The following is a 14,223-nucleotide window of genomic DNA, read 5'->3' as shown; positions in this document are numbered from 1 at the left end:
AGGTGGGCCGGACGACGAGGGACCTTCGGCGGCACAATCGCACCTCCGTGCTGACCAGGCTCTACCTGCACGGCGCCGCCAGCCGGTTCGACCTGATGAAGGCCACAGGGCTGAGCTCGGCGACGGTGAGCAACGTCGTCACCGACCTGGTCGCCGACGGCCTGGTCGCCGAGGCGGGCCTGCTGGACTCCGACGGGGGCCGCCCGCGCACGCTGCTCCAGGTGCGGCCCGGATACGCGCAGGTGGTCGGGGTCGACATCGGTGAGACGCACGTCCAGGTCGGCCTCTTCGACTGGACCCTCGACACGGTCGCCACCGCCACCTACCCCATGGACGAGGGCCGCCCCGAGCCTGCGGTGCTCGCCGAGCTGGTGCGGGCCGGCATCGAGGAGGTCACCGCGAAGGCGGGCGCGGACCCGGCCTCGCTGCTCGGCGTCGGCGTCGGAGTGCCCGGTGCCGTCCTGCCCGACGGGCTGGTGCACGCGCCCACCCTCGGCTGGTCCGACGTCCCCTTCGACATGCTGCTGCGTCCGCACGTCCCCGCACCCCTGCACCTGGACAACTGCGCCCGCACCCTCGGCCAGGCCGAGATGTGGCGGGGCGCGGGGCGCGGCGCGCAGCGGGCCATCGTCGGCCTGCTCGCCGTCGGCGTCGGCGCCGCGGTCGCCACCGGCTCACCCGGCGGGGTGACCAGCACCACCAGCGAATGGGGCCACACCGTCGTGGAGGCCGGGGGAGCGCTCTGCCGCTGCGGTTCGCACGGCTGCCTTGAGGCGTACGTCGGCGCGGACGCGATCCTGGAGCGCTACGGGCGCCTCGCCGGCCTGCCCGAGCAGTCCGGCGCCCGGCGTGGGGCCGGCGGCGGCGCCGACACCGAGGCACGGCTGGCCGCCCTCGTCGCCGAGGCCGACCGGCCAGGGCCCGCGGCCGACACCGTGCGCAGCACCGCGGAATACCTCGGCATCGGGATCGCGAACCTGATCAATCTCCTCGGCCCCGACCGGGTCATCCTGTCCGGCTGGGTCAGCGCGGCGATGGGCCCGGCAATGCTGCCCGCGGTCCGCGACGCCACGAGCCGGCACACCCTGGACTACCTGGCCGAGCACACCGTGCTCGAACTGGGCCGCCTGGGCCCGGAAGAGGTCGCCCTCGGTGCGGCCACCCTCCCGGTGCACGAACTCCTGACAGCCGGGGGCCGCTGAGCGCCGCTGCCCGGCCGGGACTTGTGGCGGGACTGCCCCCAGGTTCCGTGGCCACCCCGCAGCGGGCCGGATCCAGCCGTGGGCGGTCGGGGCCGCGCGTCCGTCCGGCAGGGGGCAGCGACCTGACGCACGGCGGAAAAGAGATTGCCTGCGGTCCGCAGTCCATGTTGGCTGGTCAGCATGGCTGAACTGCGTACCGATCGCCTCGTACTGCGCCGGTGGCGCACATCCGACCTCGAGCCGTGGGCGGCGATGAACGCCGATCCCGAGGTGCGAGAGCACCTGGGCGACCTGCTCACCCGCGAACAGAGCGATGCCTCCGTGGCGCGGTTCCAGGCCGAGTTCGACCAGCGGGGTTACGGGTGGTGGGCGGTCGAGGTGGAGGCGACAGGCGAGTTCGTCGGCTTCGCGGGCCTGGACGAGGTGGACGACTACATGCCGTTCACCGGGGTGGAGATCGGCTGGCGGCTCGCCCGCTCGGCCTGGGGCAAGGGCTACGCCACCGAGGCTGCGCTGACCGTCCTGGCCCACGGCTTCGACACCCTCGGGCTTCCCGAGATCCTCGCCGTCACCACGGCGACCAACCTCCGTTCGCAGGCGGTGATGAGCCGGATCGGCATGACCCGGGACCCGGCAGAGGACTTCGACGACCCCACCGAGCCCGAAGGGCCGCTGCGTCCGAACGTGCTCTACCGCATCGCCCGAGGTACGAGGATCTGACGTGCTTCGCTGAGCTGAGGCCGCGAGTTGAGGCCGCGAGTTGAGGCGGCGAGCTGAGGCCGTGAGCCGATCCCGTGAGCTGAGGCCGTTCGAGCAAGCCGCGGTGGCAGGTCGCGGGGTGCCGCACGGGTGACCGGCGGGAGCCCGGCCGGCTCCCGCGGTGGGACGGATGCCGGGCGGCCCGCACCTGCCTCGCGATTCCGGGCATCCGGTTCCCGCCGCCCGAGGCAGGCAGCATCGTCGCCCGCCGGAGCCGCACCGAACGGGCGCTGTTTGGCGCCCGTTCGGTTGCGGCTTCCCGCTCTCTCGGCGACCTGACGCCCCGTCGACGGCAGGCTGCCGAGGGCTTCCGTGACCGCGGGAGGCGGTTCCGGGAAATTTCTTCGTCACGACCGTTGACCCCCCATCGGCTGCTACTTAGTTTAAGTCCTGGAAAAAGCGGCGATCCGCCGTCACCCTCCCGCACCCTGGAGCCCGTATGCCCTCCCGACCCGGCGACGGCCGGCTGTACATCGACGGAGCCTTCGTGCCCGCCGCCTCCGGACGTACCGGGGTGGTGGAGGAGAAGGCCACCGGCAAGCCGATCGGCAGTTACGCGCTCGGCGGCGCCGCCGACATCGACCGGGCCGTCGCCGCCGCCCGGGCCGCGCAGCCAGGTTGGGGAGCGCTCTCCGCACCCGAGCGGGCCGGATACCTGCGCCGCTTCTGCGGATATCTGGAGGCGCACTACGACGAGTTGGTCGAGCAGAGCATGCGCGAGACCGGCGGGGTGCGGGCCAAGGCGGAGGACGAGGTCGGCACCAGCATCCGGCAGCTCGCGCTGTCCGCCGTCCAGGTCGGCGAGAACGCGGGCGACATCCTGCCGCCCTACAAGGCGGGCAAGCTGTCGCTCTCGCGAGCGGTGCCGCTGGGCGTGCTGGGCCTCATCACCCCCTGGAACTACCCGATGAACCTGGCCATGCGGGCCCTCGCACCCGGGCTGGCCTTCGGCAACACGGTGGTGCTCAAGCCCGCCGAGCTGACCCCGGTGATCGGCGGGCAGGTGCTGGCCGCCGCCGCGGACCACGCGGGGCTGCCGCCCGGCGTCCTCAACGTGGTGACCGGGGACGGCCCTGACGCCGGCTGGCCGCTGGCCCGCCACCAGGGTCTGGACATGCTGGACTTCACCGGCTCCCGCGAGGTGGGCTTGGCCATCGACCGTGCCGCGGCGGGCGAGTTGCGCGACATCCGGCTCGAACTCGGCGGCAGCAACGCCTTCGTGGTGCTCGACGACGCCGACATCGAGCTCGCCGCGAACTGCGCCATGATCGCCTCGCTCGAGTTCCAGGGCCAGACCTGCATCAGCGCCAGCCGCCACATCGTGCAGCGCGCGGTCGCCGACGCCTACCTCGACGCCCTGACCCGGCGCGCCGCGGCCCTCACCGTCGGCGACCCCTTCGAACCCGGGACGGCACTGGGCCCGTTGATCAGTGCCGCGCAGCGCGACCGGGTGCACCGCACGATCGTCGAACCGTCGCTGGCGATGGGTGCCCGGCTGGTGACCGGCGGGACCTACGACGGGCTGTTCTACCGGCCCACGGTGCTCGCCGCCGTCACCCCCGAGATGCCCGCCTTCCGGGAGGAGGTCTTCGGCCCGGTCATCCCGGTCACCGTCGTGGACACCGAGGCCGAGGCCGTCGCGCTCACCAACGGCCTGCCCATGCTGATGAACTCCGTCTTCACCCGGGACCTGGTGCGCGGGCTCTCCGTCGCGGAGCAGCTGCAGGCGGGCGAGGTGCACGTCAACGACGCGCACGCCAGGCACGGCGCCGAGAACCAGATGCCGGGCTTCACCCGCCGCCAGTGGATCGGACTTCAGCGCACCCCCCTGGATTTCCCCGACTGGGCCACCGTGCCCGCCATGAAAGAGAGCTGAGGACAACCCCATGAGCGTGCTTCCGAGAAGACGGCGCGGTGCCGCCGCCGTCGCGCTGCTGGCAGCGGGTCTGCTGGTCACCACCGCGGCCTGCGGGGGCGGGAATTCCGACCCGAAGTCCGACGCGTCCGCCTCCGGGGGGAGCAAGGGCAAGGTCACGCTGACCTTCTGGGACTGGGACCCCAATATCGACAAGGTGGTGGCGAAGTGGAACAGCGGCCACCCCGGCATCCAGGTCAAGCTCTCCAACCCGGCAGGCGGCGACCAGCTGGTGGCGAAGATGATCACCGCCCATGAGGCGAAGAACGGCCCCGACATCGCGAAGGTCGAATACCAGTCGCTGCCCGCGCTGGTGTCCAAGGGCGTCGTCGCGGACATCACCGACTACACCAAGGACACCGTACGGAAGTACGACGACGCCACCTTGAAGAGCACCGTCTTCCAGGGCAAGGTCTACGGCGTTCCGCAGGACGTGGCCCCGCTGATGCTCTTCTACCGCCAGGACCTGTTCGCCAAGTACGGCCTGAGCGTGCCCAGGACCTGGGACGAGTTCGCCGCCGAGGCGAAGGCGGTACGGGCCAAGGCCCCCAAGTCCTACCTGACCAACTTCGACGCGGCCGACCCCGGCTGGTTCACCGGCCTCGCCCAGCAGGCCGGCGCCCAGTGGTGGTCCACCAGCGGCGACACCTGGAAGGTCGACATCGCCGACGCGCCCACCAAGAAGGTGGCAGGCTACTGGCAGGGCCTGGTCGACGACGGCAGCATCGCCAAGAACCCCTCGTTCTCCCCGCAGTGGAACAAGCAGATGAACGACGGCACCCTGCTCGCCTGGATCTCCGGCGCCTGGGCGCCCGCCCAGCTCGGCGGCATCGCGCCCGCCACCAAGGGCAAGTGGTCGGTCGCGGCGCTGCCGGCCTGGACCCCGGGCGACCCCGCCACCGGCATCTGGGGCGGCTCGGCCACCACCGTGACCGCGGACTCCAAGCACCCTGCGGAAGCAGCGCAGTTCGCGTCCTGGCTGAACACCGACGACGCGGCGGTGACCGAGCAGGTCAAGCAGATCAACGTCTACCCGGCCGTCACCTCGGGCCGTTCACTGCCGGTGCTCCAGGCCGCGCCCGGGTTCTTCCCCAACCAGCCGGACTTCTACGCCGAGGTGAAGAAGGTCGCCCCCGCGGCCCGCAGCTTCCCGATGTGGGGCCCCGACGTGACCGTCACCTTCACCGGCTACACCGACGGCTTCGGCAAGGCACTCCAGTCCGGCGGCTCCTTCACCGCCGCGCTCGACCACATGCAGAGCGCGACCGTCGCGGACATGAAGAAGCTCGGATTCACGGTCGGCTGATGGCGCGCACCACACCCGCCGCGCGCAGGACCGGCGGATTCCCGTACCTGCTGGTCCTGCCCGCCGTGCTGCTCTTCGCCGCCTTCGTGGTGGCCCCCGGCGGCTACGCGCTGCTGCTCAGCTTCCAGCGCCGGAAGGTCAACGGCGGCCTGCTCGGCGGCGGCACCCACACCGTCTTCGCCGGCCTGGCCAACTACCGCGACGTGCTGGGCGATTCCGAGCTGTGGTCGGGGGTGCTGCGGATGCTGGCGCTGGGCGCCTTCACCGTGCCCGCCACGGTCCTGCTCGCGACCGTCTTTGCGGTGCTGCTCGACCTGGAGCGGACCCGCCTCAAGCGGTTCACCCGGCTGGCGATCTTCCTCCCCTACGCGGTCCCAGGGGTGATCGCCTCACTGATGTGGGGCTTCCTCTACCTGCCCGCCACCAGCCCGATCGGCGGCGACCGGGTGGACTTCTTCGGCCAGGTCGCCGTGTACTTCTCGGTCGGCAACGTCGCGGTGTGGGGGGCGGTCGGCTTCAACATGATCGTCATCTACACCGCGCTGCGCGCGCTGCCCGCCGAGCTGTTCGAGTCCGCCCGCCTCGACGGCGCCTCGGAGTGGCAGATCGTGCGGCGCATCAAGGTGCCGATGGTGCTGCCCGCCGTGGTGATGTGCACGCTGTTCACGGTGCTCGCCGCGCTCCAGGTCTTCAACGAGCCCAACACCCTCAAGCCGCTGTCCAACGCGGTGTCGTCCACCTGGGTGCCGCTGATGAAGATCTACGACGACGCCTTCGGCAACTCCGACATCCACTCGGCCGCCGCCACCTCCGTCGTGCTGACCGCGGCCGCCCTCGCGGTGTCCTTCGCCACCGCCCGCCTCATCCAGTCCCGGTTCCAGCAGGAGGCCGCATGACCATGGCCGGGGCCTCGGCCCCGCCCCGGGACCGCAGCGCCCCGCGGCCCGCCGTCCGGCGACCGCGGCGGATCGCGGTGCTGCCCACCGCCGCACTGGTGCTCGGCGCGGTCTACTGCGTCGTGCCGACGCTGTGGATCCTGATCGCGGCCACCAAGTCCCGCACCAAGCTCTTCTCCACCGACACCTACACCCCCTCCTTCGACCTCGGCATCGTCCACAACATCCGGGACCTGTCCGACTACCAGGGCGGCATCTTCTGGCGCTGGATGCTCAACAGCTTCTTCTACGCCGCCGTCGGCGGGCTGCTCGCGTCGTTCGTGTCGGCCGCGACCGGCTACGCGCTGGCCAAATACGCCTTCCGCGGCCGGAGCGCGCTGTTCAACACCATCCTGGCCGGGGTGCTGCTGCCGCAGATCGTGCTCGCGGTGCCGCAGTACCTGCTGCTGTCCAAGGCCGGCATGACGGACAGCCTGATCGGAGTGCTGCTGCCGCAGTTGTTCAACCCTTACGGCATCTACCTGTGCAAGATCTACGCCCAGTCCGCCGTCCCCGACTCGCTTCTCGAAGCCGGCCGGATCGACGGGGCAGGGGAGGGGCGGCTGTTCTTCTCGGTGGGCCTGCGACTGATGGGACCCGGACTCGTGACGGTGTTCCTGCTCCAGTTCATCGCGATCTGGAACAACTTCCTGCTGCCCTACGTGATGCTCACCTCCGACGACAAATTCCCGCTCACCGTGGGCCTGTACAGCCTGCTGCGGCACGGAGCCGCCGAGGCGTCGCTGTACTCGCTGGTGATCACCGGGACCCTGCTGTCGGTGCTGCCGGTGATCGCCCTCTTCCTCTCGCTCCAGCGCTTCTGGCGCATCGACCTGGTGACGGGGGCCCTCAAGTAGGGGACCGCGACTCGCGCCTGTGTCCGGCCCCGAACCTGTGCGGGCTTCGAGAAGTCTTCATTTCTTGAAGCCCGCACAGGGGATTGACTGCGGTCGGGTGCGAGGAGTTAATTCCTTCAGCATGTGGGAGCGCTCCCACCTCCCGTGGAGAGCGCACCCCCGAACGGCCCCCGTGCCCGCTTCCCAAGGAGCCCACCCGCATGACCGCACGCGTCCGCGCACGTACCCGTACGCTCACCGTCGCCGCGGCCACCGCCGCCCTTGCCGCCGTCACGGCCGCCGTGCCCGCGCACGCCACGGCACCCGGCCACCACGCGGCCGCCCCCACCACGCTTTTCACCCCGCCGGCCAATCCGGACGCGAACGCGCAGATCCTGGACCTCCTCAAGCACTGGCAGGTCAAGGACGCCGCCGGGCTGCTCGCCATGACCCTGACCCCGCAGGCGGTCTGGTTCGACGGCGGCACCAGCCCGGCCGACACCCGCAAGGCCGTCGACAAGACCGTCGGCGACGCCGGCCGCCGGCACGCGCTGCCGGTGCTCGCGCTCTACAACATCCCCGGCCGCGACTGCGCCCAGTACTCGGCGGGCGGCGCCGCCGACAGCGCCGAGTACCAGGCCTGGATCGACGCGGTGAAGGCCGGCATCGGCAACCGCCCCGCCGACGTCGTCCTCGAACCCGACTCGCTCGCCCTGGTGCCCTCCGACTGCGGCATGGACGACGCGCAGGGCACCATGACCGCCCAGCGCTACGCCCAGATCCACTACGCGGTGGACGCCCTCGAGCCGCTCGCGGGCACCAAGGTCTACCTCGACGCGGGCCACAGCGGCTGGCACAGCATCAACGACATCGTGCCGCGGCTGATCGCCGGCGGCGTCGGCGACGCCACCGGCTTCTACCTCAACATCTCCAACTACCGCTCGGACAGCGAGATCGCCTGGTACGGCAAGCTCGTCTCGTCCTGCCTCGCCTACGTCTCCGCAGGCGGCGCCGCGACCGCCTGCCCCAACCAGTACTGGCCGGTCAACGACGCCCAGGCCTGGCTGGACGCCAACGTGCACACCGCGCCCTCCGCGATGAAGCACTTCATCGCCGACACCAGCCGCAACGGCCAGGGCCCCTGGACCCCGCCGGCCGGCGTCTACAGCGACGCCCAGGACTGGTGCAACCCGCCCGGACGCGGCCTCGGCGCCCGCCCCACCCTGAAGACCGGCGACCCGCTCCAGGACGCCAGGCTCTGGGTGAAGATCCCCGGCGAGTCCGACGGCCAGTGCACCCGCGGCACCGCAGGCCCCGCCGACCCCGAGCGCGGCTACCAGGACCCCGCGGCGGGCAAGTGGTTCCCGCAGCAGGCGCTCGAACTGGTCCACAACGCCGACCCGTCGCTGCTCCCGCACTGACCCGTCGGGCCGCGAAGCACCACAGGAAGCACCACAGGACCGCCCCGACGCAACCCCTTCCGGCCCCGTCCGCACCCCGCGCCGCAGCACCGGCACCGGGGTGCGGGTGGGGCCGGTGTGACGTTTTCCGGGCCCCGCGCGCTGTGAGAGGCAGGACCGTGCGCCCGAGGGCGGCGCGCGGTCCGCCAACGAGCGGGAAGGGGGGCCGGCATGGCGCGACGGGCGGACCGCCCGACCCCCGGCGCACCCGCGGGCCGCGGACCCGCGACCGGCCGGAGCCCGGTGTGACACCTGTCGCGGTCCCGGCGCTGTACCTGTCGGGACGGCCACCCCGCGGGGTCCACCGCCCGGGGGGCATGGGCACGATGCGCGGTGCCGCGACGTACGAAGAGGAAGCGGTGGTCAGTGCCGGTGGCCGACGGCGGGCGCGGGCGGACGACGGGTCACTCGGCCGCGCCGTGACGCGCGCCCGCGACGGCGACGAGGCAGCCTTCGGCCTCGTCTACCGCGAGGTCCAGCCCATGCTGCTCGGTTACGTGCGCGGGCTCGTCGGCGACGACGCCGACGACGTGGCCGCCGAGGCCTGGCACGACATCGTCCGCGATCTCGGCGCCTTCCACGGCGACGGCTCCGCCTTCCGCGGCTGGGCCGCGACCATCGCCCGGCACCGCGCGCTCGACCACCTGCGCAGGATCGGATCCCGCCCGCGCACCACCGCCCTCGACGGCGTCGCCGCGGAGCCGGCCGCCGCGCCCGACTGCGCGGGCGTCGCGCTGGAGAACCTGTCCACCGCGCGCGCTCTGGCGATGATCGCGGCCCTTCCGCCGGACCAGGCTGAAGCGGTGTTGCTGCGGGTGGTCATCGGGCTGAGCGGGCCTGCGGCGGCCGAGGTGCTCGGCAAGCGCCCCGGCGCGGTCAGGACCGCCGCGCACCGCGGCCTTCGCCGGCTCGCTCAGCAACTCGCCCATGCCCGAGGGGCCGAGGATCCGGAAACGGCGGCACCGGACGCACCGGGCCACGACGACGACCGGGAGGCGTGAGGTGCGCGGCGGCAGCGAGCCGGGAACGAAGCGGAAGCCGACGGATGTCGAGCGGCTGGTGGGGAAAGCGGCGGCGGGCGATGAGAGCGACCCGCGGTGGAGCGCTCTCCTGCGGGTGCTGACCGCCGCGGCCCGCGGCGCCGCCGTCGACCCCGAGCAGGAGCAGGCCGCGGTCATCGCCTTCAGGGCCGCCGCGTCCGCCCGTTCGGACCGTTCGGACCGGCCCGCCCGCGGCAGGCGGGCGCGGCGGCGACGCCGCCCGGCAGGCTCCGCCCGGGTGCTGGCCGGCGGACTGGCCGCGGTCTTCGCGATCTGCGGCGTCGCGGTCGCCGCGGGCTCGGGCATGCTGCCGCCCCGCGGCCACACCGCCCACAGCGCCGCGCCGCCCGACCTCGCCGCCCGCACCGCGGCTCCCGCGCCGACCGGCGCCCCAACGGACACCGCCCGACCGGCACCGATCGCGCCGGACCGCGCGACGCCCCCGCCGCCGGCGGCCACCGCGACGGCCACCGCGACCGGTGCGCCCCCACCCCGGCCCGGACACACCAGGGCCGCGGGGCCCCGCGCACTGAAGCCGGCCGCCGTCAGGGCGCTGTGCCGGGTCTACGCGGCGGCGGTGAGGAAAGGCCGCGCACCCGCCCCGCAGTTGACGGCCCGGCTGCAATGGGAGGCCGGTGGACGGCAGCGGATCACCGCCTACTGCCACGCGCTGCTGTCCGCGGCATCAGGAACGGCAACGAAATGACCATGGTCCGGCGTGGAGGCCCGGCAGCCGCCGCCGTCCATCGGGCAGAGTGGACGGCATGCTGCCAGAGGTCCCGTCGCCGAACGACCCGCATGTGCGCCACATGCGGGTGATGTTCCTCGCCGTCATCACCGGAAGCCTCCTCTTCCTCATCCCGTGGATCGCCTACCTGTCGGTGAGCCTGCCGACGCACCGGACGGTCGGCAACTGGCGCTACGCCTGGGTCGGTTTCGACGCGGCGCTGATCGTCGCGCTGGGCGTCACCGCGCTGTGCGCCTGGCGGCGGCTGCAGATCTTCATCCCATGGGCCGTGGCGACCGCCACCCTGCTGTGCTGCGACGCGTGGTTCGACATCGTGCTGGACTGGAACAGCGACGACCTGGCCGGTGCGATCGTCACCGCGGTCCTGGCCGAACTGCCGCTCGCCGCACTGCTGCTGTACGCCGCGAGGAACGTGATCCGGCTGACGGTCGCCCTCGCCTGGCGCCGGGCCGGCCGCAGCGGTCCGGTACCGCCGCTGTCCCGGCTGTCACTGATCGTGCTGGCCGACCACGAGGAGCACGGGCGGGCGGGGGAGCCGGACAAGGAGGGCCTGCGCCGGCACGCCGGCGGCGAACGGGCACGAGGGACCGGCGACGGCGGCGATCACCGCCGGCCGTGATCTGGTGCGGGACGGCGCCCGCTCGGTAAGATCTTGCTGCAATTTGCAGCGTGGCCCGCCACGTTGGACCACGACGGGGAGCGCCGATGACCACCGCACCGACCGGGCCCGCCTACGACGTCCTGGTGGTCGGCGGCACCGGGGTCGACACCATCGTCCTGGTGGACGAACTGAGCGTACCGGGCGGCGACTTCCTCGCCGTCCCGCCGATCAGGGACTACGTGGCGCACACCGGGAACGGCGTGGCGCTGGGCTTCCACGCGCTCGGCCTGGCCACGAAGTTCATCGACTTCCTCGGCGACGACGTGCAGGGCCGGATGATCCTCGACCGGTACGCGGCCGCCGGACTCGACTTCAGCCATCTGCCGGCACCGGGGGGCACTCCGCGCAGCGTCAACCTGGTGGACCGCGAGGGCCGCCGCTTCTCCTTCTACGACGGGCGCCACCCGAGCGACCTCAGGCTGCCGAGCGGCTTCTACCTGCCGTATCTCGAACGCGCCCGGCATGTGCACATCTCCCGGTCGTCCCACGCGGAAGCGGTCTTCGCCGACGCCCGGCGGCTCGGCCGCACCATCTCCACCGACCTGCACGCCTGGGACGGCGTGGACGGTTCGGCGCATCCCTGGGCCTTCGGCGCCGACCTGGTCTTCCTCAGCGCGGCCGGTGTCGGAGAGCGCATTCCCGCGGTCATGCGGCAGATCCTGGAACACGGCAGGGCGGAGCTGGTGGTGGCCACCGACGGGGCTGCGGGCTGCCATGTCATGGAGCGCGGTGACAGCGCCCCGCGGCACTTCGCCGCCGTCGCACCGGAACGCCCCGTGGTGGACAGCAACGGGGCGGGCGACGCCTTCCTCACCGCCTTCCTGCACCGCCGTTTCTCCGGCGCCGCGTTGGAGGACTGCGTGCTGGCCGGCTCGGTTTCCGGCGCCTACGCCTGCGGCAGCCCCGGCACCCACGAGGAGTTGATCAGCGCGGCCGCGCTCGCGGCTGCCGTCGAACGCGTGGGGTACCCGGGCACCGGCGCGGCCGTAGGCTGAACGGCCCGCGTCGGCCCGCGTCGGCCCGCGCTGGGCCGCCGACCCGTCAACCCGCCTCGATCCGCCGGATCGCGGTGTCGAGGGCGGCGTCCTGCGACGCGTAGACCTCGCACACCGGGTCGCCGCTCGGCGTACGGGTGTGGTCGATCTCCCACAGGCTCAGCTCGCTGCCGTCCAGCAGCAGGAAGGCGTGCTCGTACAGCGACCACGACACGAGGCGGCCCGCGACCTGCGTGCTCCTGCGGGTGACGATGTTGATGTCGTGCGCGATGGCCGAGCACAGCCGGGTCCCGACCTCGCCGCCCGGCGCACCGGCGTTGGCCGCCCTGCGCAGCAGCCGTCTGGCGTGCTCGGCCGAGTCGCCCTCCGCGTAGGCCCGCCGGAGAGCGTTCTCCGGGCCTGCCGCCGGCAGTGTGTCCTGCTCCCCTTTGCCCGCCTGCTGCCGCGGCAAGCCGTCGGCGACGCCGTACGGCATCTCCCGTGGTCCCGTGGAACCGCCGAAAGCGGTGTCGACCTCCCACTCGGCGAGAGTCAGCTCCTCCTGCTCGGTGAAGACCGAGCGGTGCGGCGCCGCGTCAGGGCCCGTGTCGTGCTCCAGCTCCCACACCACCCGCACTCCGCCGTCCGGCAGCAGGAAGCTGTGCCGGAAGGTCCGCCGGTTCATCCGCCGCGGCGGACCCTTGGTGTGACGGCACGACTGGAGACCGCAGTGGTGCATCAACGCACTTCGTACCGCTGCCAGTTCACGTGCCGCAGCGGCACCGTTGTCCGCCCTGTCGAGCAGCCGGGCCAGCTGGTCTGCCGGCGGACCGCCCGAGCGCTCGGGTTCTGCCGCGTCCGCGCCGTCCACGTCCATACGGTCCTCCCGGCCTCCGCCGTACCCAACCCCGCCCGGCGACTCAGGGTAGTAGGGTCGTCGCCGATTGCGCCCGGGAACGACGACAATTCCGGGCGTGCGGCCGATTTTCGCGCCCCCCGGCGGCTGGATCAGCCGGGCGCACGCCCCGCGCACCACAGCAGCGCGCCCCGCAGATGCGCCCGGAAGTCCGGGTCGGCGTAGGCCGATTCGGCGTGCCCGAGCGCGGTGTAAAGGGACCGTCCCGCGCCCACCGGCCGGCACCAGGCGAGGGGATGGTCGGCGCCCATCGTCCCGCCCTCGTAATTCCGTTCGTCCACCGACGCCAGGACCCGCACCCCGGGGCCGCGCGGGTTCGACGCGAAGTCGTACCACTCGTCGGTCCACTTCCACTCGCGCGGCAGGTGCGCGGTCGCCGGATGGCCGCGGTCCTCCACCGTCACGGCGGCGGCCTGCACGGCGGGATGCCCGGTGAACCGCGCCCCCGTCAACTCGCCGTACCAGGGCCAGTCGTATTCCGCGCAGGTCGCGGCGTGCACCCCGAGGAAACCGCCGCCGCCGGTGACGTACTCCCGCAGCGCGCGCCGCGCCGCGTCGTCCAGCACCTCACCGGTGGGGGAGAGGAAGACCACCGCGGCGCAGCGTCCGGCCGCCAGGCGGGCCAGCTCCCGCGGATCCTCGGTGTGCCGCACCGAAAGCCCCTCGGGAGCGGCCAGTTCGGCCAGCGCGGCTGCCCCGGCGTCGATCGAGTCGTGCCGGTAGCCCGCGGTCGCGCTGAACACGACGACGTTCTCGGCCATGGCGGTCCGCCTCCTCGTACCTCGCGCCGCGCGTCAGCCCGCGGTGGGCCGGCCGGCGCCGTCCGTGTCCCCGGCGGGGCCGGGGAAGGGTGCGCCGCAGCGGGCGCAGTGCACGGCCCGCATGTCCTCGCGCATGGCGCCGCACGCGTCGCAGACCCGGTCGAGCCAGCACACCGGGTCACCGCCCTCGGTGCGCTCCTCGCGCTCCTCCTGACGGCCTTCGCTCATGGTGCTCCCGCCTCCTGTCCGGGTCGAACCGCCCGACCCGCCGCCGACCCGCCGCCGACCCGCCGCCGGGCCGGTGCCGGGGCGTCCCGGCGGTTCCTCGCGCGGTACGGCCGCCACTCCGTGGGAGAGCGCTCCCGCAGCCTACGCCCGGGCCTGCGCGCCGTGCCCGCTGGCCGGCGCGTTCTGCTCCGGCGCGACCGAGCCGTCGGCCCCCGGCCGGGAATGCGGTGCCCGAGGGCGTCCGGATCCGCCACCCAAGGGGACGGCGGCACCGGGCCGGTGTCCAGGCGCGGGTGTTTCACCGACCGCGCCGTGGCAAGGCCCCTCCCTTCCCCAGCGGCAGAGGCGGACCCTGCGGTCGAAGCGGTCTCCGCGGCAGAGGCGGACCCTGCGGTCGAAGCGGTCTCCGCGGCAGAGGCGGACCCTGCGGTCGAAGCGGTCTCCGCGGCAGAGGCGGACCCTGCGGTCGAAGCGGTCTCCGC

General features: G+C 73.1%; 14 protein-coding genes. 11 read left to right on the top strand and 3 right to left on the bottom strand.

Annotated elements, in window-relative coordinates:
- The first annotated feature begins 47 nt into the window (after positions 1–47).
- The 11 genes from ACGFMP_RS09700 to ACGFMP_RS09650 all read left to right on the top strand — a co-directional run bounded on the left by ACGFMP_RS09700 (position 48) and on the right by ACGFMP_RS09650 (position 11,857).
- Positions 48–1,202, top strand: coding sequence for an ROK family protein (locus ACGFMP_RS09700; protein ID WP_393671478.1), 1,155 nt, complete (start codon positions 48–50; stop codon positions 1,200–1,202).
- Between the two features lie 180 nt (positions 1,203–1,382).
- On the top strand, positions 1,383–1,922 hold the full coding sequence (locus tag ACGFMP_RS09695) for a GNAT family N-acetyltransferase (RefSeq protein WP_393671477.1): 540 nt from the start codon (positions 1,383–1,385) through the stop codon (positions 1,920–1,922).
- A gap of 478 nt (positions 1,923–2,400) precedes the next feature.
- Positions 2,401–3,837, top strand: a complete 1,437-nt coding sequence (locus tag ACGFMP_RS09690; protein WP_393671475.1) for an aldehyde dehydrogenase family protein — start codon at positions 2,401–2,403, stop codon at positions 3,835–3,837.
- 10 nt (positions 3,838–3,847) lie between these two features.
- On the top strand, positions 3,848–5,182 hold the full coding sequence (locus ACGFMP_RS09685; RefSeq protein ID WP_393671473.1) for an ABC transporter substrate-binding protein: 1,335 nt from the start codon (positions 3,848–3,850) through the stop codon (positions 5,180–5,182).
- Entirely contained in the window at positions 5,182–6,078 is an 897-nt protein-coding gene (locus ACGFMP_RS09680; RefSeq protein ID WP_393671472.1) for a carbohydrate ABC transporter permease, read from the top strand. The genes ACGFMP_RS09685 and ACGFMP_RS09680 overlap by 1 nt, the downstream gene beginning before the upstream one ends.
- A gap of 2 nt (positions 6,079–6,080) precedes the next feature.
- On the top strand, positions 6,081–6,974 hold the full coding sequence (locus tag ACGFMP_RS09675) for a carbohydrate ABC transporter permease (RefSeq protein ID WP_393672122.1): 894 nt from the start codon (positions 6,081–6,083) through the stop codon (positions 6,972–6,974).
- Between the two features lie 200 nt (positions 6,975–7,174).
- Positions 7,175–8,374 (top strand): glycoside hydrolase family 6 protein, encoded by a 1,200-nt coding sequence (locus ACGFMP_RS09670; protein ID WP_393671471.1) that lies wholly within the window; start codon positions 7,175–7,177, stop codon positions 8,372–8,374.
- A 365-nt stretch (positions 8,375–8,739) separates the two neighbouring features.
- Positions 8,740–9,414, top strand: coding sequence for an RNA polymerase sigma factor (locus ACGFMP_RS09665; RefSeq protein ID WP_393672121.1), 675 nt, complete (start codon positions 8,740–8,742; stop codon positions 9,412–9,414).
- A gap of 1 nt (position 9,415) precedes the next feature.
- Entirely contained in the window at positions 9,416–10,159 is a 744-nt protein-coding gene (locus ACGFMP_RS09660) for a hypothetical protein (RefSeq protein ID WP_393671469.1), read from the top strand.
- Positions 10,160–10,217: 58 nt separating this feature from the next.
- Positions 10,218–10,820, top strand: coding sequence for a hypothetical protein (locus tag ACGFMP_RS09655; protein ID WP_393671468.1), 603 nt, complete (start codon positions 10,218–10,220; stop codon positions 10,818–10,820).
- 86 nt (positions 10,821–10,906) lie between these two features.
- Positions 10,907–11,857: a carbohydrate kinase family protein gene (locus ACGFMP_RS09650; RefSeq protein WP_393671467.1), complete on the top strand. Its 951-nt coding sequence runs from the start codon at positions 10,907–10,909 to the stop codon at positions 11,855–11,857.
- Between the two features lie 46 nt (positions 11,858–11,903).
- Here the strand turns inward: ACGFMP_RS09650 and ACGFMP_RS09645 are convergent, their stop codons facing one another.
- The 3 genes from ACGFMP_RS09645 to ACGFMP_RS09635 all read right to left on the bottom strand — a co-directional run bounded on the left by ACGFMP_RS09645 (position 11,904) and on the right by ACGFMP_RS09635 (position 13,741).
- Complete coding sequence (locus tag ACGFMP_RS09645; protein WP_393671465.1) at positions 11,904–12,713, bottom strand: DUF6227 family protein; 810 nt, start codon at positions 12,711–12,713, stop codon at positions 11,904–11,906.
- A 131-nt stretch (positions 12,714–12,844) separates the two neighbouring features.
- Entirely contained in the window at positions 12,845–13,513 is a 669-nt protein-coding gene (locus ACGFMP_RS09640) for a ThuA domain-containing protein (protein WP_393671464.1), read from the bottom strand.
- A 33-nt stretch (positions 13,514–13,546) separates the two neighbouring features.
- Positions 13,547–13,741, bottom strand: coding sequence for a hypothetical protein (locus ACGFMP_RS09635; RefSeq protein WP_393671463.1), 195 nt, complete (start codon positions 13,739–13,741; stop codon positions 13,547–13,549).
- Between the last annotated feature and the right edge of the window lie 482 nt (positions 13,742–14,223).

This window comes from Streptomyces sp. NPDC049040, assembly GCF_043197715.1.
In the GTDB taxonomy this organism is placed as follows: Bacteria; Actinomycetota; Actinomycetes; order Streptomycetales; family Streptomycetaceae; genus Actinacidiphila.
The sequence above is the reverse complement of the archived record's forward strand: the minus strand, read 5'-3'. Positions and strand labels throughout refer to the sequence as shown.

Bases quoted from the DNA above. Each gene is read 5' to 3' on its own strand.
- ACGFMP_RS09655 (WP_393671468.1), top strand. From the start codon at position 10,218: ATGCTGCCAGAGGTCCCGTCGCCGAACGACCCGCATGTGCGCCACATG.
- ACGFMP_RS09670 (WP_393671471.1), top strand. From the start codon at position 7,175: ATGACCGCACGCGTCCGCGCACGTACCCGTACGCTCACCGTCGCCGCG.
- ACGFMP_RS09665 (WP_393672121.1), top strand. From the start codon at position 8,740: ATGCGCGGTGCCGCGACGTACGAAGAGGAAGCGGTGGTCAGTGCCGGT.
- ACGFMP_RS09680 (WP_393671472.1), top strand. From the start codon at position 5,182: ATGGCGCGCACCACACCCGCCGCGCGCAGGACCGGCGGATTCCCGTAC.
- ACGFMP_RS09635 (WP_393671463.1), bottom strand. From the start codon at position 13,741: ATGAGCGAAGGCCGTCAGGAGGAGCGCGAGGAGCGCACCGAGGGCGGT.
- ACGFMP_RS09650 (WP_393671467.1), top strand. From the start codon at position 10,907: ATGACCACCGCACCGACCGGGCCCGCCTACGACGTCCTGGTGGTCGGC.
- ACGFMP_RS09685 (WP_393671473.1), top strand. From the start codon at position 3,848: ATGAGCGTGCTTCCGAGAAGACGGCGCGGTGCCGCCGCCGTCGCGCTG.
- ACGFMP_RS09645 (WP_393671465.1), bottom strand. From the start codon at position 12,713: ATGGACGTGGACGGCGCGGACGCGGCAGAACCCGAGCGCTCGGGCGGT.
- ACGFMP_RS09690 (WP_393671475.1), top strand. From the start codon at position 2,401: ATGCCCTCCCGACCCGGCGACGGCCGGCTGTACATCGACGGAGCCTTC.
- ACGFMP_RS09695 (WP_393671477.1), top strand. From the start codon at position 1,383: ATGGCTGAACTGCGTACCGATCGCCTCGTACTGCGCCGGTGGCGCACA.
- ACGFMP_RS09640 (WP_393671464.1), bottom strand. From the start codon at position 13,513: ATGGCCGAGAACGTCGTCGTGTTCAGCGCGACCGCGGGCTACCGGCAC.
- ACGFMP_RS09675 (WP_393672122.1), top strand. From the start codon at position 6,081: ATGGCCGGGGCCTCGGCCCCGCCCCGGGACCGCAGCGCCCCGCGGCCC.